Genomic DNA, 22,307 nt, shown 5'->3' on the forward strand with positions numbered 1-22,307 from the left:
TTTCACAGTTGAATGAATTCAATGCTCAATTTTACCCATAAGCGTAAAAGTGTATCACGACTCTTGGCACCTGTAGCCCTTGCCGTGATTTTGGCGGGCTGTAGTTCGTCAAACCAACAACAGGCTTCTGCCTCTAATATCACCGCAATAGCGACTGATACTTCGGCAAATTACCTCATAAAAGCAGAATCCAGTGATGGTATTGAAAGCATCGACTGGAATATTCTTGCTTTAAAAGCCTTAATTAAAGAAGGTCAATGGACTCAAGCAGATAACCAAGCAAAACACTTGAGCCGCATGTCTCTTAGCCCAATACAAATGGCTGAGTGGCAGCTTGCACGTGCAACATTGCGCTATCAGCAAGGACAACCACAAGAGGCATTGGATACATTAAATTTCCAACCTTGGTGGCCGCTTCCTGATAACCAATATAAACGTTATTTTATGCTACGCGCAGAGCTACTTGGTCAACTAGGTCAACATTCCAAAGCCGCTCGTGAACGCACGATGCTTGCTCAGTATTTGCCATCAGACCAAAAAAACGCCAATTGGCAAAACCTATGGCAAGATCTATCAAACTATAATAACAGCCAACTTCAATCTGTTAGTTTGAAGGAAGATGAAACAGTCTTGCGAGGCTGGATTCAATTAAGCATCTTGAAAAATACCTATTCACAACGACCTGTTCGCCTTAAAAGCGCCGTTGATGAATGGTTAAGTATGAATCCTTATCACCCTGCACATCAATATTTGCCGACTGAACTTGAAGCCATCATGTCACTGGAAGTAACGCAACTCGATAATGTCGCGTTATTACTTCCTCTAACAGGCCGATTTGAATCTCAAGGTAAAGCCGTGCGTGATGGTTTTATCAATGCAATGCTTGATGATACAGGTAGAGATACCGACACTGAGTTGACGGTTTTTGACACTGAAGCGGAGTCAATGACTGCGATCATGGCAAAATTACAAGCCAATGGTACGCAGTTTGTTATCGGACCTTTACGCAAAGATAAAGTAACCGCATTTCAACAAAGCAATACCAGCCAAATCAACCTGCTGGCACTTAACCAACCAGAACAGCTAGATGCAAGCCAAACTCAGTCTTGCTACTTTTCGCTATCACCAGAGCAAGAAGCAGAACAAGCCGCCCAGCATTTGTTTGCCAAGGGTCACCAATATCCGTTAGTGCTCGCACCAAAGAGCAAGTTTGGAGAGCGTGTGACTGAAGCGTTTAACGAGCAATGGCTACAGCTAACAGGTCGTAATGCCGATATTGATACCTTCGGCTCACGCAAACAGATTCAGCAACAGATATCGCGTATTTTTGGCCTGAACGACAGCCAAGCGCGTATTAGCCAAATGAATCAATTGACGGGTGTTAAGCTGGAGTCGCAGCAACGTAGCCGTCGTGATACTGATGCCGTCTATCTGATTGCGAATAAAGGTGAGTTAACACTTCTTAAGCCATTTATCGAAGTGGCAATTAACCCAGAAGTTAAACCACCACAACTTTACGCAAGCTCACGTGGCAACCCTAACGCTAATAGCGACAATAGCGAATTACGAGGGATTGAATTTAGCGATATTCCTTTAATCATAAACCCTGAATTAGGTTTTATGGAACGCTTTGATCGCCTATGGCCAAATGAAAGCAATACCAGCATTCGTTTACACGCTTTTGGTATGGATGCTTATAAGATGGTGAATGAATTACCGCAGATGCGTGTGGTTGATAATTACACCGTTCAAGGTATGACTGGCCAGTTAGGTATTGATAACCAATGCGTCGTTCAGCGCGAAATGGACTGGGCTGTATTTACGACTGATGGTATCACCCCTGCCGCTGAATAAGCGTCAACAAGGACAGGTGTATGAGGTAATGGCAGAGCAGTATTTGCAGCGCCATCACCTCAAACCTGTTGAAAGAAATTTCACTTGTCGATCAGGTGAAATCGACTTGATCATGCGTGATAAAAGCTGTGTCGTATTTGTCGAAGTGAAATTTCGTAAGCAGAATCATTTTGGTTCTGCCGCCGAAGCGGTAAACTGGCGTAAGCAACAGAAACTGAAACGTGCGGCACTGTTGTGGCTTAAAAAAAATAGCCTATCGACAGAACATACCGAGTTTCGTTTTGATGTGGTCGCAATTCAAGGCCCCGATCAGCAGATTGAGTGGTTTACCAATACCCTAGTTGAAGGTTAGTCATGCAAGAAACCATCCGTGAGAGTTTTAAAGAAAGTATCCAAACCCAAATAGCCGCTGCAGAAGCATTACCTGATGCGATATCTAAAGCCGCACAAGTTATGGTGCAAAGTCTTCTTAACGGTAATAAGATCCTTTGTTGTGGTAATGGCGGCTCCGCTGCAAATTCGCAGCACTTTGCTTCTTGTTTGATCAACCGCTTTGAAACAGAGCGCCCTAGCCTACCGGCATTATCATTAACCGCAGACACAACCACACTAACTGCGGTAGCGAATGACTACCATCATGACGAAGTCTTCTCTAAACAGGTACGAGCGTTAGGTCAAGCGGGTGATATTTTATTTGTACTTTCTACCAGTGGTAACAGTAAAAACATAATTAAAGCCATGGAAGCAGCACTTACTCGTGATATGACAATAATCGCTCTCACCGGTAAAGATGGCGGTGAAATGGCGGGCTTATTTGGTGTGCAAGACGTTGAAATTCGCATTCCGTCACAACGCACAGCCCGAATTCAAGAAGGTCACCTGCTAACGTTACACTGCTTATGTGATCTTATTGATCAAGTATTATTTCCACAGCACGAAGGATAAACAATGATACTACGCCAAGTATTGGTGGTTGCTCTGTTGATGCTATTACAGGGTTGTTCGGGGTTATCGTCGAATGATCCTCGAAATACGACACAACAGTGGCACGATCAAGAAATTGAAATGGAAGTCGGCGGGCTCGTCAATAAAGCCCCTTTTCGCCAACTGGCAAGAATAAATGCCATTGCGACAGAGGGAAATGTTTTACTGGTTGGTCAAGCGGTCGATCAGGAAACCCAATCGTTACTCGGAGAAAAAGTACGAGAACTGAGTAATGTGCAGCATGTTTACAATCAGGTGAAGGTTCGTGCTCTACCTACACTTGGTGAGATCAGTAGTGATAGCTGGATCACCACAAAAGTAAAATCTCAGATGGTGGCAAGTAAGCAGCTAAAAGACGCCTCTATTAAAGTCATTACTGAAGGACAGGAAGTATACCTATTAGGTTACGTTACTCGCACACAGGGCGATACAGCGTCAGAAATTGCCCGTAATGTGTCAGGCGTTAAGAATGTCATCAAAGTATTTCAATACCCTGAAGGTTAAACTTCGCTAGCAACGCCACTCACTAGAAAATAAAAACGCAGCTCAAAGGCTGCGTTTTTTTATTTTACGACACGAAGACTTGGACGACCTCTAGGGCGAGGTGGTTCATCATCAGGTTCATTGTCATCACTTATTTCAGCAGTCACTGCTACAGGTGCTAACGTTTCTGCCTGAACTTCTACGATACCGTCAATTTCTGCTTCTTCATTTTCATCAAAAGCATCAAGGTCAGTCGCATAAGCTGGTTCTGGATCGAACATTGTACCCGCACCATTTTCTCGCGCATAAATCGCAACAACGGCATACATAGGTACAATAACAGCATGTGGACGGCCACTAAAACGCGCATTAAAGCTAACAGCTTCATTACCCAATTCTAAGTTGCCTACCGCACGCGGCGCAATGTTCAGAACAATCTGACCATCACTTACGAACTCCATTGGCACTTGTGCACCAGGTAACGTGGCATCCACGACCAAGTGCGGTGTCAAATCGTTATCCACCAGCCAATCGTAAAACGCACGCACCAAATAAGGACGACGCGGCGTCATTTTTTCCATGTCCATTTACTGTCCAGTCAAGCGCATTTCACGCTCAGCTTCAGTAAGAGATGCAAGGAAAGAATCTCGTTCAAACACACGAGTCATGTATGCTTTAACTTCTTTCGAACCAACGCCACTTAGCTCAATACCCATTTCAGGTAAACGCCATAGTAGCGGAGCAAGGTAACAGTCTACCAAGCTAAATTCATCACTCATGAAGTAAGAATATTCAGCAAAAACAGGTGCAAGTGCTAGAAGTTCTTCACGCAATTGCTTACGTGCTTTGTCTGCTTCATCCGCAGTACCTTTGTTCACTTTTTCAGCTAACGTGTACCAGTTACGTTCAATGCGGTACATCATCAGACGACTATTACCACGAGCAACAGGGTACACAGGCATTAGAGGTGGGTGAGGGAAACGCTCATCCAAGTACTCCATAATGATGCCTGCTTGATATAAAGCGAGTTCACGGTCAACAAGAGTTGGCACTGAATTGTATGGATTTAGGTCAAGCAGATCTTCAGGCAGGTTATTTGGATCAACCAGCTCAATTTCAACACTAACACCTTTTTCAGCTAGTACGATACGCACCTGATGGCTGTAAATATCCGACGCATCAGAATACAGAGTCATCACAGAGCGTTTATTGGCAGCAACAGCCATTGACCCCTCCAGTATAATTAAATTACACAAAAAGCAATGGGGGCTGGAGCCCCCATTGCGAGATTCTTAACCGTCTAGATTACCCGATCAGTGGACATCACGCCAATATTCTTTCTTCAACAACACTGTTAATACAAAGAATATAACGATAAAGCCCATTACCCATAAGCCTAAACGCTGACGTTCAAGCTTCATCGGTTCAGCTGAATACTCAAGAAAGTTAACAAGATCACGTACAACTTCGTCATATTCGTCGGCGTTTAATTCACCGGCGCCATTAGACTTTAGCCCTACATATTCTTGAACTTCTTCACCATCAACTAGACGTGTTTCATATACTTTTGTTGGTACACCTTGCAGTTCTTCCAACACATGCGGCATACCCACGCTTGGGAATATGACATTATTCACGCCAAATGGGCGTGATGGGTCAGCATAAAAAGAACGTAAATAAGTATATAACCAATCGGTACCACGCACTCGAGCAACCAACGTCAAATCTGGAGCAGGTGCACCAAACGATGCCGCTGCGTATTCCGTAGAGATGGAATTCGTCATCAGATCACCCACTTTCGCATTTTCATCGAAAATCAGGTTATCTCTCATCAGATCCAATGGAATATCCAAATCGGTAGCAACACGCTCATAACGCTGATATTGCGTTGCGTGACAACCAAAACAATAGTTTACAAACGTTTTTGCACCACGTTGTAACGATGCCTTGTCCGATATGTCATTGTTCGCTGCATCTAAATGTACGTTACCACCCGCCGCCATAACCACAGACGGCAACAGAGCTAGTAGCATTACAATCAATTTTTTCATTTGAATGTCACCCTCTCTGGTAGTGGTTTCGTCGCTTCATTTTTACTGTAAACAAACAATAAAATGAAGAACATGAAGTACCCAAGACTGAAAATCTGAGCCATTAAAGTATAAAGTGCCGTTGCAGGTAGCGCACCAAGAATACCAAGAGCAACAAAACAGATTGTAAACTGAATAATATTCGCTAAGTGCAACTTGCTACGGTAGCGGTAAGAACGCACTTTACAACGATCAAACCATGGCAGTAAGAATAAGAAGACAATCGATGCCCCCATCGCAACCACACCTAACAACTTATCAGGTACCGCACGTAAAATGGCGTAGAACGGAGTGAAATACCAAACAGGTGCAATATGTTCAGGTGTTTTTAGCGGGTTTGCTGCTTCAAAGTTCGGTGGCTCAAGGAAGTAACCGCCCATTTCTGGATTGAAAAACAACACATAGCTGAACAAAAATGCAAACACAGCGACGCCGACTAAATCTTTTACCGTACCGTAAGGATGGAATGGGATTGAATCAATGACGTCATACTTACCACTGTATTGCTTATGGAATGGGAATTGCGTCTTGTAACCTTCCCCTTTACTGCCTTTCGGAAGCTTAGTCTCGATACCGTCAGGGTTGTTTGAACCGACTTCATGCAGTGCAAGAACATGCAATACAATCAGCAACAGCAGCACAATCGGAAGAGCAATCACGTGAAGTGCAAAGAAACGGTTTAACGTCGCACCAGAGATAACATAATCACCACGAATCCATAGTGTTAGATCATCACCGATAACAGGAATAGCACCAAACAGTGAAATGATCACCTGCGCACCCCAGTAAGACATTTGTCCCCAAGGTAGCAAGTAGCCCATGAAGGCTTCAGCCATTAACACAAGGAAAATCAGCATACCAAATAGCCACAATAACTCGCGAGGCTTTTGATAAGAACCGTAAATTAACCCACGAAACATATGCAGGTATATAACAATAAAGAACGCTGATGCGCCCGTTGAGTGCATATAACGCAATAGCCAACCGTAGTCCACATCACGCATGATGTATTCCACAGAAGCAAATGCACCATCACCAGACGGTACATAGTTCATGGTTAGCCAAACACCTGTTACTAGCTGATTAACTAGTACCAACATGGCTAATGAACCAAAAATATACCAAAAGTTGAAGTTTTTCGGCATAGGGTATTCAGACAAATGCTTCTTATAGGCATCCATCACGGGTAAACGTTTTTCAATCCAACCGAGTAAAGCGTCCATTAGGCAGCCCCCTCATCAATACCGATAATAATCGAATGATCGTTTACGAACATATGCGGCGGTACCACCAAGTTTAACGGTGCCGGTACGCCAGCAAATACACGACCAGCCATATCGAACTTTGAACCATGACAAGGGCAGAAGAAACCTGCACTGACACCGCTCACTTGCTCACTAAAACTGTCTGGTAAATAGGTAGGGGAACAACCGAGGTGGGTACAAATACCTACGGCTAAAAAGATTTCAGGTTTAACTGAACGGAACTTATTGTGGGCATAAGTAGGCTGCTGCGGTTCATCCGAATTAGGATCACGAAGCTGAGCATCATGCTCACCTAACTCTTTCAAAATGGCATCACCACGACGCACAACCCAAACTGGTTTTCCACGCCATTCGACGCGAACCATTTGGCCATCTTCCAATTTACTGATATCAACTTCAACTGGAGCCCCGGCAGCTTTCGCTCTCGCACTTGGGTTCCACGATTTGATAAAAGGTACGGCTACAGCTACTGCACCCAGACCTCCAACAACCGAAGTCGTCGCAGTTAGGAAGCGGCGTCTGCCGTTACTTACTGGCGCATTGCTCATCCAAACATTCTCCAATGTGCTCCCGCGCTGGATTATTATTATTTCCTTATGCGTCCCTGGAGCTTACGACTAACTTTAAAACAAAAAGATACAACAGGTATTTTGTTACAATTTATAGCTATGATTAACAAGCCAAATGATAAAGAAAACCCCACTTTTTGACAAGTTAAAGCTACCTTTTTGCAACAAATGTGAGAGGTATGTTCTTTTTGTTTCAAAACCTAGTTAAATACATTAAAAAACGACATTTTCAAGACAAAAAAAAGCCCAACCCGAGGGCTGAGCTTTTCTGGTACACAGTAACCAGATATAAAATCTGGCGCGTAATATTAACGCTTTGAGAACTGTGGACGACGACGTGCTTTACGTAGACCAACTTTCTTACGCTCAACTTTACGTGCGTCACGAGTAACATAACCCGCTGCGCGTAGAGTAGGACGTAGAGTCTCATCGTATTCCATAAGTGCACGGGTAATACCGTGACGAATAGCGCCAGATTGACCAGTAATACCACCACCTTTAACAGTGATGTTTAGGTCAAACTTGTCTACCATGTCTAGAAGAACTAGCGGCTGGTTAACAACCATGCGAGCTGTTTCACGACCAAAGTAAACTTCAAGGCTACGCTTGTTGATTACAATTTTGCCAGTACCCGGTTTGATGAAAACGCGAGCAGCTGAGCTTTTGCGACGGCCAGTGCCGTAGTATTGATTCTCTGCCATTGTCATAATTCCCAATTAGATGTCTAGTACTTTAGGCTGCTGTGCAGCATGGTTGTGCTCAGTACCCGCGTAAACTTTAAGCTTACGGTACATTGCACGGCCTAGAGGACCCTTAGGAAGCATGCCTTTAACAGCAGTTTCGATAACCATTTCTGGCTTCTTATCGATAAGCTTTTCAAAGCTGATTGACTTAAGACCACCGATGAAACCTGTGTGGTGGTGGTACATCTTGTCAGTTCTCTTAGCGCCAGTTACAGCAACTTTTTCAGCGTTGATAACTACAATGTAGTCACCAGTGTCAACGTGCGGAGTGTACTCCGGCTTATGCTTACCACGTAGACGAGATGCGATTTCAGTTGCTAGACGGCCAAGAGTTTTACCTTCAGCGTCAACAACATACCAGTCACGTTTTACAGTTTCTGGTTTAGCAACGAAAGTTTTCATGCTAATAATTACCCGATAATAAAATTGATTCACTTACAAAGGAATATCCCAAAAGATACTCCCTCACTGTACAGAGCCCAGTCATCACCCCTTCGAGCGGTTGGCACTCCCGACTTTCGTCGATACAGGTACGGTGGGTCGCAAGATTATAGGGAAGGGTGGAGAAAAAATCACCTTTTTTTCAAAAAAAAATGATATTTTTTCTTTTTAGTCAAAATATCGCTTAAAAGTCAGATCTTTTGATGCCTTCATTAGCAGTATTAACCTTAATTCGTTCTGAATGATTGTTAAGGTAAATGCGGTTTTGCTAGGTAATCGTGGCTTTGCATCTCAATAAGACGTGAACAACAGCGTTTAAACTCAAAATCCAAGCGACCATCACAATAAAGACTATCTAGCCCTACCGCAGCTGAGATAATCAGTTTTACATTGCGTTCATAAAACTCATCGACCATGGCAATAAATCGACGCGCGGCGTCATCTTCTTTTTCGCCCATTACAATAACGTTAGATAAGAATACCGTGTGATAAATACGTGCAATTTCCATGTAATCGGTTTGGCTACGCGCTGTCTGACATAACGTCTTGAAAGTAAAATGGACAATCCCATCAGCTTCTCGCACCGTAGGTAACATGCGGTTGTTAATTTCAATCTCGTGTTGTTGGGTTCTTGGCTCTACCGACAGTTGCATAAAGTACTGTTCAATATTGATCTGGGCTTGTTCATCTAACGGGGAATGATAGATTTCAGCTTGCTCTAAAGTACGAAGTCGATAATCAATACCAGAATCGACATTAACAACAAAACAATGTTCCTGAATTAGCGCGATTGCAGGCAAAAAACGCGCACGTTGTAAACCATTGCGATACAGGTCTTCTGGGGGAATATTTGATGTTGCGACTAATGTAATACCGCGCTTAAACAATGCTTCAAATAGCGTACCTAAGATCATCGCATCGGTAATATCAGAAACAAAAAACTCATCGAAGCAAATAATATCGGTTTCGACTTTAAAAATATCAGCAACCTGCTCAAGAGGATCTGATTGCGCACCAAGCTGCTGCATCTCATGATGAACGCGATGCATGAAGCGATGAAAGTGTACCCGCATTTTTCGCTCTGTTGGCAAACACTCGAAGAATGTATCAACCAAATACGTTTTACCTCGCCCAACACCTCCCCAGAAATAGACGCCTTTAACGGGCGTTAACGCCAGAGGCTTATGTTGCCGTTTAAAAAAACGGCCAACTAAAGACGGTTTCACTTCCGGTTGCGGAAGTAGCATGCGATGGTAGAGATCATCGAGGTGTGTAACTGCATTTGCTTGTGCCTCATCAGCAAAAAAGTCTTCTTGCTTAAGGTCTTGTTGATATTGCTGTTTTGGCGTCATCCTGAACCCACTACCTTGTTAAGATCCGTACAAATGCTTTTAAGACTGTCAATTACAATCTGCGTTAACGTGAGACCATCGTTAATCTCAATAAATAGAGTACCATGCCTGATTCTCTGCATGTATAGTAAATAGACAGGCTTAAACCTAATTTCAATTCAGTCAAAAGGAGTTTTTTATGGCTTGGATTTATGCGCTTATTATTTTCGTTGCTGGTGCTATTGTTGGTGCGTTTGCCGCACGTTTAGGTAACAAAAGCCTAAAACAACAAAAAGAACTAAAGAAAGATCTCGATAAATCAAAATACGAACTTGAGCAGTACCGTCAAGAACTCGTTGACCATTTTGCTCGCAGTGCAGAACTACTTGATAATGTCGCTAAAGACTACAGTAAACTCTATGAGCATATGGCAAAAACATCGACCGAGCTAATGCCTAATTTACCAGAGCAAGATAATCCTTTTGCTCGACGTATTAGTACACTAGAGGCAGTTAAGCAGCCAGCAGAGCCATTGCATGATCAACCTCGTGATTATGCCAGCGGTGCAACGGGTCTTTTCAACGACAAACCTGTTGAAGAAATACCTGAAAAAGTTGAAGAATCAAAAGCTAGCTAATCAAATATATACCCATATATTGCTGACTTTGCATCATGGGTATACCAGCATTAATTTCAATCAGTTCGATGAATAGTTGTCTTTAATGCTGGGAACTTAGCTCTGGTTTACAGGTCGAAATAATCACTTGTTAAATCGGAGTTAACTAAAATGAAGAAACCTTTACTTGTTTTAAGTGCTCTCGCACTAGGTATCAGCTCTGTTATAGCCCCTGTAACAGCAACCGCGGCCTTACCTGTATCTGTCAATAACCAACAACTCCCTAGCCTAGCACCTATGCTAGAAAAAGTGACACCTGCTGTTGTCAGTATTGCGGTCGAAGGGAAGCATACATCCACACAACAACTGCCTGATTCATTCCGATTCTTTTTTGGTCCAGATTTCCCCGAAGAACAAATTAGAGAACAGCCATTTCGAGGCTTAGGCTCTGGTGTTATTGTCGATGCAGGTAAAGGCTATATCGTTACCAACCATCATGTTATTGATGGCGCAGACAAAATTATCGTTCAATTTCATGATGGTAAAGAACTAACGGCAGAGCTGATTGGCAGTGATAAAATGTCGGATATTGCTTTATTGCAAGTTAAAGCACCTAAAGATCTGACGGAAATCAAGCTCGCTGATTCTGATCAACTGCGTGTGGGGGATTATACGGTCGCAATAGGTAATCCATTTGGTTTAGGTCAAACGGTAACATCAGGCATTGTTTCAGCACTTGGGCGAAGTGGCTTAAACATTGAAAACTTTGAAAACTTCATTCAAACCGATGCTGCAATTAATAGCGGTAACTCTGGCGGTGCTTTAGTTAATCTTAATGGCGAACTTATTGGCATCAATACCGCGATTCTTGGCCCTAATGGTGGCAACGTCGGGATTGGTTTTGCCATTCCATCCAATATGGTCAGAAGCCTTGCCGAGCAAATATTAGAATTTGGCGAAGTGAAACGTGGCGTTCTTGGCGTTCAAGGTGGTGAATTAACCGCTGAACTAGCGGAAGCATTTGGCTATGAGACTAACCAAGGTGCCTTTGTTAACCAAGTAATGCCTGATTCATCGGCAGAAAAAGCGGGATTAAAAGCCGGGGATATCATCGTTTCGGTTAACGGTAAAAACATCCGTACCTTTGGAGAATTGCGAGCCAAAATTGCCACACTTGGTGCGGGGAAAAAAGTCACTCTGGGCATAGTGCGTGATGGTAGTAAAGCAAAGGATTTCACGGTAACACTACAAGAAATGGCTCAAAACACTATGAAAGCTGATAATTTACATCCAGGATTAGTCGGGGCTGAATTTGCTAACACAAGCTCTAGCGATAAAACCAAAGGGGTTAAAGTCACTAACATTGCAGAAAAATCTCTCGCAGCTCGCTATGGTTTACTGAAAGGTGACATCGTCATCGGGCTCAATCGTAGCCCCATTAAAAACTTAGGTGAATTGCGAAAAGCACTTGAAAAGAAACCAGCAGTATTAGCGTTAGAAGTACAACGTAAAGACGCTGTACTTTATTTGATCATTCGCTGATCGACTATTCGCGCTTTACCTCGCCTCGAGCTTCTCTCTCGGGGCAATATTAAATCTGAGCCCTTCTCCACCTCGCTTCACCATCGCGCTCATCGCCGTTAAATTTATTTGGTATATCTCTCTTGATCTCCGATACTTATCAAGAACTGTACGAAACGTATGGATTACACCAAATAAGCTGAATGAATCCGTTTGGTATCGAAGTCTTGGGATGCTATCCTGCGCAGTCACTTTTCGTATTTTAATATATTCAGGGAGCATTGATGCTGGCTTTCTTAAGTCGTTCTGTCTTACTAGGCATCGCTACTGCTGCGATATTACTCGTGGCTATTCCTGAATTACGTAGCCAAATGTTTACCTCTTCAGTTTCATTATCTGAACCGGATACCAAGCCAGCACAAATATCCTTTAATAATGCCGTACGCCGAGCATCACCTGCTGTCGTTAATATTTATAACCGACGATATGATGCGAATGATCGCTTAAAGCTGAGTACTCAAGGGTTGGGTTCAGGTGTCATCATGAGTGATAAGGGCTATATCATTACGAACTATCATGTCGTAGCACAAGCCGATCAAGTTATTATCGCGTTACAAGATGGCCGTTTTTTCACTGGTCAACTTGTCGGTAAAGATCAGCGCACAGATATTGCAGTATTAAAAATTCAAGCTGAAAACTTACCCGTGATTCCGCTAAACCCTAACTATAACCCGGTCGTTGGCGATGTCGTGTTAGCGATAGGTAACCCCTACAATCTGGGTCAAACGACAACTTATGGCATTATTTCTGCGACTGGGCGTTCTGGGATGAGTTTTTATGGTCGCCAAGATTTCTTGCAAACAGATGCAGCGATCAATGAAGGAAACTCTGGCGGTGCTTTAGTCAATACACGTGGTGAACTTGTAGGCATCAATACTGCCTCTTTCCAGCAAGCAACTGATATTGAAACATACGGTATTTCTTTTGCTATTCCCTATGAATTAACTCATAAGATAATGAAAAAACTCATTGCTGATGGACGTGTCATTCGTGGCTATATAGGTATTGATGGTCGTGAAATTAATCCTGTTATGGCGCGCTTATACGATGCCGATCAAGTGAGCGGGATTATTGTGATGGGCATGGATCCGAATGGACCCGCTACAAAAGCAGGGTTTAAGGCGCAAGACATCTTAGTTGAAATAGATGGCAAGCCTGTCACTGATATGCGTAATGTACTCGATATTGTGACAGAATTACGCCCAGGTAGTACGGTTGCAATGAAAGTGCTTCGAAATGGCAAGCCTTTAATATTATCAGTGCTTATTGCTGATGAACCAGAAGTACCTGAGCCTGTAGCAACTAGCAACTAGCAACTAGCAACTAGCAACTAGCCGATTCTTACAGGCTGCCATATAAAAAAACCTCGCACTGCGAGGTTTTTTTGTCATCCATCAAACAACATTAGTGATTACTCACTAATACGTTCAATGTTCATGCCTAGTGCACTAAATTTACCTTCAATGTGCTCGTAACCACGGTCTATGTGGTAAATACGGTCAACAATGGTTTCGCCTTCAGCAATGCTACCTGCAATAACTAAACTTGCTGATGCACGTAAATCTGTTGCCATAACTTGCGCACCACTTAAACCGTCAGTATCACCGCAAATAACTGTGTTACCTTCAATTTCAGCACGAGCACCCATACGAATAAGTTCAGGAATATGCATAAAACGATTTTCAAAAATCGTTTCAGTAATAATACCCGTTCCTTTCGCAACTAGGTTAAGCAATGAAAACTGAGCCTGCATATCAGTAGGGAAACCAGGATGTGGCGCAGTGCGAATGTTGACGGCTTTTAATTCTCGATCAGTCATATCGATACTGATCCAATCATCGCCAGTTTCAATGTCAGCGCCTGCTTCTTCAAGCTTCGCCAATACAGCTTCTAGCAATGCTGGTCGAGTATTACGACACAGTATTTTTCCGCCAGAAACCGCTGCAGCCACTAAAAAAGTACCGGTTTCGATACGGTCAGCAACCACTTCATGATAACCACCGCCCAAACGCTCAACGCCTTCAATCGTAATGGTATCAGTACCAGCACCTGTGACCTTTGCACCAATCGCATTTAAGAAATCGGCAGTATCAACAATTTCAGGCTCACGTGCAGCATTTTCAATAACTGTTGTGCCTTCTGCTAATGTCGCAGCAGACATAATCGTTACTGTCGCGCCAACACTCACTTTATCCATGACAATATGAGCACCTTTAAGGCGACCATCGACAGAAGCTTTAACGTAGCCTTCTTCTAAAGTAATCGTCGCACCAAGCTGCTCTAAACCATGAATATGAAGATCAACAGGACGAGCACCAATTGCACAACCACCAGGTAGAGAAACTTGTCCCTGACCAAAACGTGCAACCAATGGTCCAAGCGCCCAAATAGAAGCTCGCATGGTTTTGACTAGATCGTAAGGAGCACAGAACTCATTTACACCACTAGCATCAATGAGAACTGACCCGTTGCGGGTAATATTTACCCCCAAGCGACCCAACAGTTCCATCGTTGTATCGATATCACGCAATTTTGGTACGTTCGCAATTTCTACTGGCTTCTCAGCTAATAAAGAGGCGAACAAAATCGGTAATGCTGCATTCTTAGCTCCAGAAATGGAGACTTCGCCGCTTAATGGACCACCGCCCTGGATTCGAAACTTCTGCATCATAAACCTCTTACAGCGACATTAGCTTTTTATCACGCGCCCACTCAGCAGGCGTGTATGTCTTAATGCTCAACGCATGAATCGCGTTAGTAGCAATATGCTCCATCAATGGTGCATAGACAGTTTGTTGTTTTTTAACACGGCTCATACCGTCAAACATAGCACCCACTGCGATCACTTCGTAATGGCTACCTTCACCTTTAACAATGACTTCGTCTAATGTTAAGGCTGTTTCAAGAATTTGTTTAATTTCAGCGATTTCCACAAGCTATCCTCTTTGCTGCTCACTTTATATAGGCAGCTAACATTGATTCAACATGACTTAGGCGTAGCAAAGTTTTGAGCTGCTCTGGTACATTTAATAATGTGAAGTCACACCCCGCAGTGATTAACTGCTGAGATAAATGAAGCAACATCACCATTCCGGCAGAGTCTACCCGAGATAAGCCCGAAAGATCGAGTGTTACCTTTGAACCCTGTGGCATCCATTCACATCTTTGCTGCCAAAAAGCTGGAACTGTGTCACGTTCCAATACCCCTGACAAGCAATAATCACCATTATCCAAGCTCTGTAACGTAATCTTTGCTTTATTCATTCGCACTCGCCTCACGGCGAATTGGTTTAGCCGCAAGGGTTATCAAATTTTTTGTTACAACATCAACACCTTCGGTACGAAGCTGCCCGCTCCACTCACTTTGCTTGGTTGATATCATACTGACGCCTTCAGCCACCATGTCAAAACCCTGCCATTCTTTGGTTTTTTTATTTTTACGTAATTTAAAATCTAAACGAATAGGTGGGCGTTTCGTATCAACAATATCAACACGCACAGAAACGATGGTACGATCCGCTGGAATGGCTTTCGGTGGCTCTATTTTTATATCCTGATTGGTATATTGCGTTAACACTTGTGCATAAGAAGCCACCAGATAATCAGTAAACGCATCAACGAAGTCATTACGCTGCTCTTTCGTGGTCTTCTTAAGTTGAGGGCCTAACACTTTATACGCGGCATAACGCGTATTAATGTAAGGCAATAGCTCTTCTTTAACGACAATACGTAAATAGTCTGGGTTGGCTTGGATTTTTCCCTGCTCAGCCTTCAGACGATCAAACGTTGTCTGAGAAACTGTTGCCATCATCGTATAGGGGTTTGTAGCATCAACCGTTGCAGCGCTGGCAAACAATGGCAATGACGCTAAACAAAATAAAACATATCGAATTAATTTCATTATCTACCTACTTATTTATCACTATCGCCGCCAATGCTATATAGCACTTGACCAATCATATCTTCTAAAACTAAGGCTGATTTCGTATCTTCCATTAAATCGCCATCATGTAGCATCTCGATATCATCATCAATAAAACCAGGGCTTATGCCTAAATATTGCTCACCCAATAAGCCTGCCGTCAAAATAGCCGCAGAACTGGTTTCAGGGAAATACCCGTACTTTTTCTCAATTGCCATTGTCACAACAGGCGTAAAACTTTCAGTATCGAGGCTAATATCGGTAATACGTCCAACAGAAACGCCACCGACTTTTATCGGTGAACGGACTTTTAACCCACCAATATTATCGAAATGTGCTTTCAAAGTGTACGTATCATTAGTACCGAGGTTCTGCACATCTGCCACTTTAAAAATCAGTACAAGTAACGCGGCAATACCTGCCATGATAAATGTACCTACCCATAATTCTAATTTCTTATTTTGATGCATCCGTTTATTCCCAACATCCATTAATAACAGCACACCTTAAACGCATTAATATTTTGCGGGTGCGCAGTAAAAATATTTACTATTCGAGCTAATTACCAAACATTAAGGCTGTTAGCACAAAGTCTAGCCCTAATACTGCTAATGATGAATTAACCACGGTTCGTGTTGTTGCGCGACTAATGCCTTCAGAGGTAGGAACTGCATCATAACCATTGAATACTGCAATCCATGTAATGGTAATAGCAAACACCACTGACTTGATAAAACTATTACCAATATCTTCCCCTAGTTCCACAGAAGCCTGCATAACAGACCAAAAGCTTCCGTAGTCAATGCCTTTCCAATCAACTCCTACGAGCTGCCCCCCCCAAATGCCGACAGCACTAAACATCATCGCCAGTAAAGGCATTGAAATAACTCCCGCCCAAAAACGTGGTGCTATAACTCGCCGCAGGGGATCAACCGCCATCATTTCCATGCTGGACAACTGTTCCGTTGCTTTCATTAAGCCAATTTCGGCAGTTAATGCAGAACCTGCCCTACCCGCGAAAAGTAATGCCGTCACAACAGGGCCGAGCTCCCGTAACAATGACAATGCGACCATTTGGCCTAAACTTGTTTCGGCTCCAAAATCCACTAAAACAATATAGCCTTGCAGGCTAAGTACCATGCCAATAAATAAGCCTGATACCATAATAATGGCGATAGATAACACACCCACTGAATACAATTGCTTCATCAACAGTGGAAACATTTTTTTCGGTTGCGGTTTACTGACTAGCGCGCCGTACAGTAATAATGTTGCACGACCGATAGTCTGAAACTTTTCAATCCCTTGACGTCCGACGCTCGCAATAAAGTCAATGAGCATAATTAAAACTGCCTTTCCCTATTTATACCAGTTTAGATAAGTATTTGACTCACCCTTGTCGGTTAACATAGCCAAAATAACGTTAGTCATTTAACAATGAGATCCACTCGTTAATTCAATGACTATCTCGTTATTGACTATTTTCCGAGGAACAAACCAGACCATTTACTTATCTAGAATAGTCTTATGATTATTGTTATATATATTTATTCTTAATCGCTATTTTGATGTTCTTTTTGCAAACAAATCTTGCTCTAATGCTCGAGCTGGGTACTGAAAAGGAACGGGTCCATCAGCATCACCATCTAAAAACTGACGTACACGTTCATCAGTATTTGCTCGTAATTCATCAGGTGTACCACTACCGATAATTTTACCGCCAGATAATAAATAAACTTTATCGGCAATACTCATCACTTCAGGTACATCGTGCGATACGATCACAGAGGTAATACCTAAAGCTTGATTTAAACTGCTAATCAATTCAACCAATACTCCCATCGTTATAGGATCTTGGCCCACAAACGGTTCGTCATACATCATTAAATCGGGATCGAGTGCAATTGCCCGCGCTAATGCCGCTCTACGTGCCATACCACCGGATAACTCATTAGGCATAAGATCTGCGGCACCACGCAACCCTACCGCTTCTAGCTTAAGTAATACTAACGTATCTAATAGGTCTTCCGGCAAATCTGTATGCTCTCTTAATGGGAAGGCTACGTTGTCAAATACGGTCATATCGGTGAATAGCGCACCCGATTGAAACAACATGCTCATACGCTTTCTTACTTGATAAAGCTGTGCACGTTTTAACTGAGGAACATTAACTTGATCAAACCATATCTCACCGTGGTCGGGAGCGATCTGGCCACCGATTAAGCGTAATAATGTCGTTTTACCAATCCCTGAAGGTCCCATGATCGCCGTCACTTTACCTTTAGGTACGTCTAAGCTGACATCATCAAAAATTTTCCGGTCTCCACGAGAAAACGATACATTTTTAATTGAGACTAATGTTTCACTCGATTCCATACCCGCCCTGTTTAGTTATTCCGTCTTCTGCACTTACATGTTGAGACGCATCACTTTGAAAAAATGTATTTTTTTACAATCGATTATAAATGATAGGTACTTTATGCAACCAACTCAAGGTGATAGCGGTTAGTTTATTGTCATTTCATCGTTATCGCTCTCATTATGTGAGTTTAGCTAGTCACGATAATCAATTAACGGTCACATCTTTAACTGTCTTTTATAGTGATAATAAATAGCTTACATCATTTTGAACATTGTTTTAATGATGATAGCATGCCTTTATCTATATGGCTTACTCGATCGTTTTTAAGATAGTAATCAGACAATCTAGTCGGGTATACCAGAGAAATAGTCATTAGCAATATCAATTAGTCACGACTATCGCTTCCCTTTTGCTAAGCTTCCCGTCAAAATTGCCCTAATAATATGTAAAATTCGTTCGTTAACGTTTAAATTAATCGCAAAGCGTATTTAAAAAAATAAAGGGATAAGAATGCTCGAAGCCATTGTGTTGCTATGTATCGGTTTAGCCTTACTTGTATGGAGTGCAGATCGACTCGTGTTTGGTGCAGCAGCACTAGCAAGAAACTTCGGTATTGCACCGCTTGTTATAGGCATGACTATTCTTGCGATGGGCTCTTCAGCCCCTGAAATGATGGTATCTGCAACAGCGGCACTTGCAGGTAAAACTGACACTGCTGTCGGTAACGTACTGGGCTCTAATATCGCCAACATCGCTCTTATTCTTGGCATTACCGCTTTAATGAAGCCACTTTCGATTAGCTCCATTATTATTCGTCGCGAATTACCTCTCATGCTTGGTGTTACGCTCATTGCGGGTTTCTTGTTATGGGATGACTACCTAGGCTTTATGGAAGGTGTGCTGCTTGTCGTACTTTTCATCATATTTTTACTTGCGATGCTTAAAATTAGCCGCAATGCTAAAGACATTGGCGACCCACTTGCAGAAGAACAAGAATCAGAAATCCCAACTGGCGTAAGCAACAAAGCTGCGATTATTTGGGTTGTTGTCGGCATCATTCTACTACCTTATGCCGCAAGTATGCTGGTTGATTCAGCCGTCACCATTGCGAAACATTTCGGCATGAGCGATCTTCTTATCGGACTCACCATTATTGCTATTGGTACCAGTTTACCTGAACTTGCCGCTTCAATTGCCAGCATCTTCAAAGGTGAAGATGATATGGCTGTCGGTAATATAATTGGCTCAAACGTATTCAATATACTCGCCGTTATGGGAATTCCAGGCTTAATTAACCCATCAGTAATTAGTCCTCTCGCGATGGGTCGCGACTTTTACGTTATGTTAGGTTTGTCGGTTTTATTACTCTTAATGGCACTGGGTAAGCGTCGTCGAATCAATCGTGTAGAAGGTGGCATTCTAGTTTTTTGTTTTATGGCTTATCAGTTCCACCTTTTTTATACTATGGCAGCTTAACGGAGATTCCCTATGTCAGAGAAGTTTGATTTTTGCGCCCATGGCCGTAAAGTTTTAGAAATTGAAATTGCTGCATTACAGCAGATCTCCCAATACATTAATGGCTGTTTTACTCAGGCTTGTGAACTCATTTTAAGTAGCCACGGCAAAGTCATCGTCATGGGAATGGGGAAATCGGGTCATATTGGCAATAAAATCGCCGCAACGCTAGCAAGTACTGGCACCCCATCTTTCTTCGTTCACCCTGGTGAAGCCAGCCATGGTGATCTTGGTATGATTGAAAAAGGTGATGTCGTTCTAGCAATCTCAAACTCTGGCGAAGCCGGTGAAATTTTATCACTGCTACCCGTTATAAAACGCCTTGGCATTCCATTGATCAGCGTAACGGGCAAACCTGAATCAAGCATGGCAAAGTTCTCGCAAGTCCATTTGCAGATCACAGTTGCTGCAGAGGCTTGTCCACTGAATCTGGCACCGACATCAAGTACAACGGCAACCTTAGCAATGGGTGATGCCTTGGCTATCGCACTAATGGAAGCGCGTGGCTTTACTGCAAATGATTTTGCTTTATCACATCCAGGTGGTGCTTTAGGCCGCAAATTACTGCTGCGTATTGCAGATGTTATGCACACTGGCGACTTGCTTCCTATTATTAATGAAGCAGCCACCATTAAAGACGCCCTACTTGAAGTATCACGTAAAGGCTTAGGTATGACGGCAGTGGTCAATAGTGAGCAGCAACTCACGGGTATTTTCACTGATGGTGATTTACGTCGCTTACTGGATAAACGCGTGGACATTCATAATACCGCGATTGGTGATGTGATGGGACGCAACCCATCAACCATTGAAGCAAATGTGTTAGCAGCGGAAGGCTTAAAATTGATGGAAGATAACAAGATCAATGGATTGCTTATCACTGAAAATGGCCAATTAGTGGGTGCATTAAATATGCATGATTTATTAAAAGCCGGAGTTATGTAATGACAGATCAAGTCGATACAATTTATGGTCCGGTATGCTTAACTAACTATCAAAAAGCGAAAAACATTCGTTTATTAATTTGTGATGTTGATGGGGTGTTTTCAGATGGTCGTATTTACATGGGTAATAATGGTGAAGAATTAAAAACGTTTCATACCCGTGACGGCTATGGCATTAAGTCCCTTATGAATGCAGGTATTGAAATTGCGATCATTACAGGTCGTCAATCTGCGATTGTAGAAAATCGTATGACCGCATTGGGCATCAAACACATCTATCAGGGGCAAGATAATAAAATTTCGGCTTATAACGATATTATCGCAAACCTTAACATTGATGCTGAACATACAGCCTATATTGGCGACGATTTAATTGATTGGCCTGTAATGGAAAAAATTGGCTTATCCGTTTGTGTGGCGGATGGCCATCCACTTCTGGCTCAGCGTGCTGACTTTGTCACTCGCATTCAAGGCGGTTGCGGTGCAGTACGTGAAGTTTGCGATCTTATTCTTGAAGCTCGAGGGGAATTAGAACAGCATAAAGGGCTAAGTATATGACGTTACAACGGCTATTCTGTGCACTACTTATTGTGATTTGTGCATGGTTTGGCTACTACTTGCTTGAAAATCGATGGAAAGATGATATTCAAGTTGAGCCTGATGCGGAAAAACCATTATTTACGGGTAGTATTGTTACCAATACCGCGTTTAATGAATCAGGCATGCGTAGTTACCAAATTGATTCTGATTATTTAGAACACTTTAGTGTGAGTGGTGATACCGATTTTGATAAGCCCGTATTATGGGTATATCGCGATGGTGAAAATACAGAGTGGCGAATCAGTTCAAATACCGCCAAACTAGATAAAGACCAAGTCCTTCAAATGACGGGTAATGTACGTATATTTAACTTATTACCAGAATCCATCATGAAAGTTATGCAAACCGATACTTTACGACTGGATTTAATCACCAAAGATTTTGATACCGCAGATCACGTTGTTATTACTGGCACTGGCTTCCAAAATGAAGGCACAGGAATGAAAGGTAATATGGACCGAAGCGTGGCAACCTTATTGAATAATGTGAAAGGTAGATATGAAGCTTTACAAAATTAGCACTCTGCTGTTTCTGTGTTTAAGCACACCAAGCTGGGCATTAAGCAACGATACAGAGCAACCAATTTATATCGACTCTGATAACCAAGAATTGGATATTCAAAAAAACATCGTGACCTTTACAGGTAATGTTATTTTGCGCCAAGGCAGCATCGACATTCGTGCTGATAAAGTCGTGATTACCCGCCCAAATGGTCAGGACGGTCAAGAAACTATCGATGCCTATGGTAAGCCAGCAACCTTCCATCAAATCATGGATGATGGTAAACCTATCGATGGTGCTTCGTTAAAAATGCGTTATGAAACAGCTATCGACTTCTTAAAAATGACTGACGAAGCCATTTTGATTCAAGAAGGCAGCGAGATTCAAGGTAAAGTCATCACCTATAAAATTGATGAGCAAAGATTAGTTGCTGAAAGTGGTAATAAAAAGCGTGTTACTACCATTCTTCAACCTAAAAACCTTAACAATAACAAAAAATAAGCGGC

27 protein-coding genes are annotated in these 22,307 nt (G+C 42.6%); 12 read left to right on the forward strand and 15 right to left on the reverse strand.

Translation table 11 applies throughout. The features are described 5' to 3' along the window. Positions 1-21: 21 nt before the first annotated feature. Genes C9J48_RS19520 through C9J48_RS19535 form a run of 4 tightly spaced genes read left to right on the forward strand, consistent with a single transcriptional unit; the run spans position 22 to position 3,342 of the window. Positions 22-1,854: a penicillin-binding protein activator gene (locus C9J48_RS19520; protein ID WP_006232446.1), complete on the forward strand. Its 1,833-nt coding sequence runs from the start codon at positions 22-24 to the stop codon at positions 1,852-1,854. Further along, complete coding sequence (locus C9J48_RS19525; RefSeq protein ID WP_011219787.1) at positions 1,829-2,206, forward strand: YraN family protein; 378 nt, start codon at positions 1,829-1,831, stop codon at positions 2,204-2,206. The genes C9J48_RS19520 and C9J48_RS19525 overlap by 26 nt, the downstream gene beginning before the upstream one ends. Before the next feature lie 2 nt (positions 2,207-2,208). Continuing rightward, a complete protein-coding gene (locus tag C9J48_RS19530) occupies positions 2,209-2,799 on the forward strand; it encodes a phosphoheptose isomerase (protein ID WP_006232444.1) in 591 nt (196 codons plus the stop codon). Positions 2,800-2,802: 3 nt separating this feature from the next. Then, positions 2,803-3,342 (forward strand): BON domain-containing protein, encoded by a 540-nt coding sequence (locus tag C9J48_RS19535; protein WP_006232443.1) that lies wholly within the window; start codon positions 2,803-2,805, stop codon positions 3,340-3,342. A gap of 59 nt (positions 3,343-3,401) precedes the next feature. Here the strand turns inward: C9J48_RS19535 and sspB are convergent, their stop codons facing one another. From sspB to zapE, 8 genes are all read right to left on the reverse strand, one after another. After that, positions 3,402-3,908, reverse strand: a complete 507-nt coding sequence (gene sspB / locus C9J48_RS19540) for a ClpXP protease specificity-enhancing factor (RefSeq protein WP_006232442.1) — start codon at positions 3,906-3,908, stop codon at positions 3,402-3,404. Further along, positions 3,909-4,547, reverse strand: a complete 639-nt coding sequence (gene sspA / locus C9J48_RS19545) for a stringent starvation protein SspA (protein WP_006232441.1) — start codon at positions 4,545-4,547, stop codon at positions 3,909-3,911. Between the two features lie 87 nt (positions 4,548-4,634). After that, entirely contained in the window at positions 4,635-5,372 is a 738-nt protein-coding gene (locus tag C9J48_RS19550; protein ID WP_006232440.1) for a cytochrome c1, read from the reverse strand. After that, complete coding sequence (locus tag C9J48_RS19555; protein ID WP_006232439.1) at positions 5,369-6,634, reverse strand: cytochrome b; 1,266 nt, start codon at positions 6,632-6,634, stop codon at positions 5,369-5,371. The genes C9J48_RS19550 and C9J48_RS19555 overlap by 4 nt, the downstream gene beginning before the upstream one ends. Continuing rightward, positions 6,634-7,224 carry a ubiquinol-cytochrome c reductase iron-sulfur subunit gene (gene petA, locus C9J48_RS19560; protein WP_006232438.1) on the reverse strand — a complete coding sequence of 197 codons (591 nt, stop codon included), beginning with the start codon at positions 7,222-7,224 and terminating at the stop codon, positions 6,634-6,636. The genes C9J48_RS19555 and petA overlap by 1 nt, the downstream gene beginning before the upstream one ends. 329 nt (positions 7,225-7,553) lie before the next feature. Next, a complete protein-coding gene (gene rpsI, locus C9J48_RS19565) occupies positions 7,554-7,946 on the reverse strand; it encodes a 30S ribosomal protein S9 (protein WP_006232437.1) in 393 nt (130 codons plus the stop codon). 15 nt (positions 7,947-7,961) lie between these two features. Continuing rightward, a complete protein-coding gene (gene rplM / locus C9J48_RS19570) occupies positions 7,962-8,390 on the reverse strand; it encodes a 50S ribosomal protein L13 (RefSeq protein ID WP_006232436.1) in 429 nt (142 codons plus the stop codon). 287 nt (positions 8,391-8,677) lie between these two features. Continuing rightward, positions 8,678-9,781 carry a cell division protein ZapE gene (zapE, locus tag C9J48_RS19575; RefSeq protein ID WP_006232435.1) on the reverse strand — a complete coding sequence of 368 codons (1,104 nt, stop codon included), beginning with the start codon at positions 9,779-9,781 and terminating at the stop codon, positions 8,678-8,680. Positions 9,782-9,959: 178 nt separating this feature from the next. Between zapE and zapG the strand changes: the two genes are divergently transcribed. The 3 genes from zapG to degS all read left to right on the forward strand — a co-directional run bounded on the left by zapG (position 9,960) and on the right by degS (position 13,270). Then, positions 9,960-10,397, forward strand: a complete 438-nt coding sequence (gene zapG / locus C9J48_RS19580) for a Z-ring associated protein ZapG (protein ID WP_006232434.1) — start codon at positions 9,960-9,962, stop codon at positions 10,395-10,397. Between the two features lie 150 nt (positions 10,398-10,547). After that, positions 10,548-11,918 carry a Do family serine endopeptidase gene (locus C9J48_RS19585; RefSeq protein WP_006232433.1) on the forward strand — a complete coding sequence of 457 codons (1,371 nt, stop codon included), beginning with the start codon at positions 10,548-10,550 and terminating at the stop codon, positions 11,916-11,918. A 263-nt stretch (positions 11,919-12,181) separates the two neighbouring features. Next, complete coding sequence (gene degS, locus C9J48_RS19595) at positions 12,182-13,270, forward strand: outer membrane-stress sensor serine endopeptidase DegS (RefSeq protein WP_006232431.1); 1,089 nt, start codon at positions 12,182-12,184, stop codon at positions 13,268-13,270. A gap of 98 nt (positions 13,271-13,368) precedes the next feature. On the opposite strand, the gene murA is transcribed toward degS, so the two are convergent. From murA to mlaF, 7 genes are all read right to left on the reverse strand, one after another. Beyond that, complete coding sequence (gene murA / locus C9J48_RS19600) at positions 13,369-14,625, reverse strand: UDP-N-acetylglucosamine 1-carboxyvinyltransferase (protein ID WP_006232430.1); 1,257 nt, start codon at positions 14,623-14,625, stop codon at positions 13,369-13,371. 10 nt (positions 14,626-14,635) lie between these two features. Then, on the reverse strand, positions 14,636-14,890 hold the full coding sequence (gene ibaG, locus C9J48_RS19605; protein ID WP_006232429.1) for a BolA family iron metabolism protein IbaG: 255 nt from the start codon (positions 14,888-14,890) through the stop codon (positions 14,636-14,638). A gap of 19 nt (positions 14,891-14,909) precedes the next feature. Then, the gene (locus tag C9J48_RS19610; protein ID WP_006232428.1) at positions 14,910-15,221 is read right to left on the reverse strand and encodes an STAS domain-containing protein; all 312 of its coding nucleotides are present in this window, start codon (positions 15,219-15,221) and stop codon (positions 14,910-14,912) included. Continuing rightward, positions 15,214-15,858, reverse strand: coding sequence for a phospholipid-binding protein MlaC (mlaC, locus tag C9J48_RS19615; RefSeq protein ID WP_006232427.1), 645 nt, complete (start codon positions 15,856-15,858; stop codon positions 15,214-15,216). Before mlaC ends, C9J48_RS19610 begins: the two co-directional genes overlap by 8 nt. A gap of 11 nt (positions 15,859-15,869) precedes the next feature. Then, positions 15,870-16,349: an outer membrane lipid asymmetry maintenance protein MlaD gene (mlaD, locus tag C9J48_RS19620; protein ID WP_036804056.1), complete on the reverse strand. Its 480-nt coding sequence runs from the start codon at positions 16,347-16,349 to the stop codon at positions 15,870-15,872. An 88-nt stretch (positions 16,350-16,437) separates the two neighbouring features. Continuing rightward, positions 16,438-17,220, reverse strand: coding sequence for a lipid asymmetry maintenance ABC transporter permease subunit MlaE (gene mlaE, locus C9J48_RS19625; RefSeq protein WP_006232425.1), 783 nt, complete (start codon positions 17,218-17,220; stop codon positions 16,438-16,440). A gap of 219 nt (positions 17,221-17,439) precedes the next feature. Next, positions 17,440-18,255: a phospholipid ABC transporter ATP-binding protein MlaF gene (gene mlaF, locus C9J48_RS19630; RefSeq protein WP_006232424.1), complete on the reverse strand. Its 816-nt coding sequence runs from the start codon at positions 18,253-18,255 to the stop codon at positions 17,440-17,442. Positions 18,256-18,751: 496 nt separating this feature from the next. Here mlaF and C9J48_RS19635 point away from each other — a divergent pair, with 496 nt between their 5' ends. The 5 genes from C9J48_RS19635 to lptA are packed head-to-tail and all read left to right on the forward strand — an operon-like array spanning position 18,752 to position 22,302. Further along, on the forward strand, positions 18,752-19,717 hold the full coding sequence (locus C9J48_RS19635; RefSeq protein WP_006232423.1) for a calcium/sodium antiporter: 966 nt from the start codon (positions 18,752-18,754) through the stop codon (positions 19,715-19,717). 12 nt (positions 19,718-19,729) lie between these two features. Next, the gene (locus tag C9J48_RS19640; protein ID WP_006232422.1) at positions 19,730-20,701 is read left to right on the forward strand and encodes a KpsF/GutQ family sugar-phosphate isomerase; all 972 of its coding nucleotides are present in this window, start codon (positions 19,730-19,732) and stop codon (positions 20,699-20,701) included. Further along, on the forward strand, positions 20,701-21,258 hold the full coding sequence (gene kdsC, locus C9J48_RS19645) for a 3-deoxy-manno-octulosonate-8-phosphatase KdsC (protein ID WP_006232421.1): 558 nt from the start codon (positions 20,701-20,703) through the stop codon (positions 21,256-21,258). The genes C9J48_RS19640 and kdsC overlap by 1 nt, the downstream gene beginning before the upstream one ends. Beyond that, the gene (lptC, locus tag C9J48_RS19650) at positions 21,255-21,818 is read left to right on the forward strand and encodes an LPS export ABC transporter periplasmic protein LptC (RefSeq protein WP_006232420.1); all 564 of its coding nucleotides are present in this window, start codon (positions 21,255-21,257) and stop codon (positions 21,816-21,818) included. Before kdsC ends, lptC begins: the two co-directional genes overlap by 4 nt. Beyond that, positions 21,799-22,302 carry a lipopolysaccharide transport periplasmic protein LptA gene (lptA, locus tag C9J48_RS19655; RefSeq protein ID WP_006232418.1) on the forward strand — a complete coding sequence of 168 codons (504 nt, stop codon included), beginning with the start codon at positions 21,799-21,801 and terminating at the stop codon, positions 22,300-22,302. The genes lptC and lptA overlap by 20 nt, the downstream gene beginning before the upstream one ends. Positions 22,303-22,307 lie beyond the last annotated feature (5 nt).

Source organism: Photobacterium profundum (assembly GCF_003026285.1).
GTDB classification, from domain to species: domain Bacteria; phylum Pseudomonadota; class Gammaproteobacteria; order Enterobacterales; family Vibrionaceae; genus Photobacterium; species Photobacterium profundum.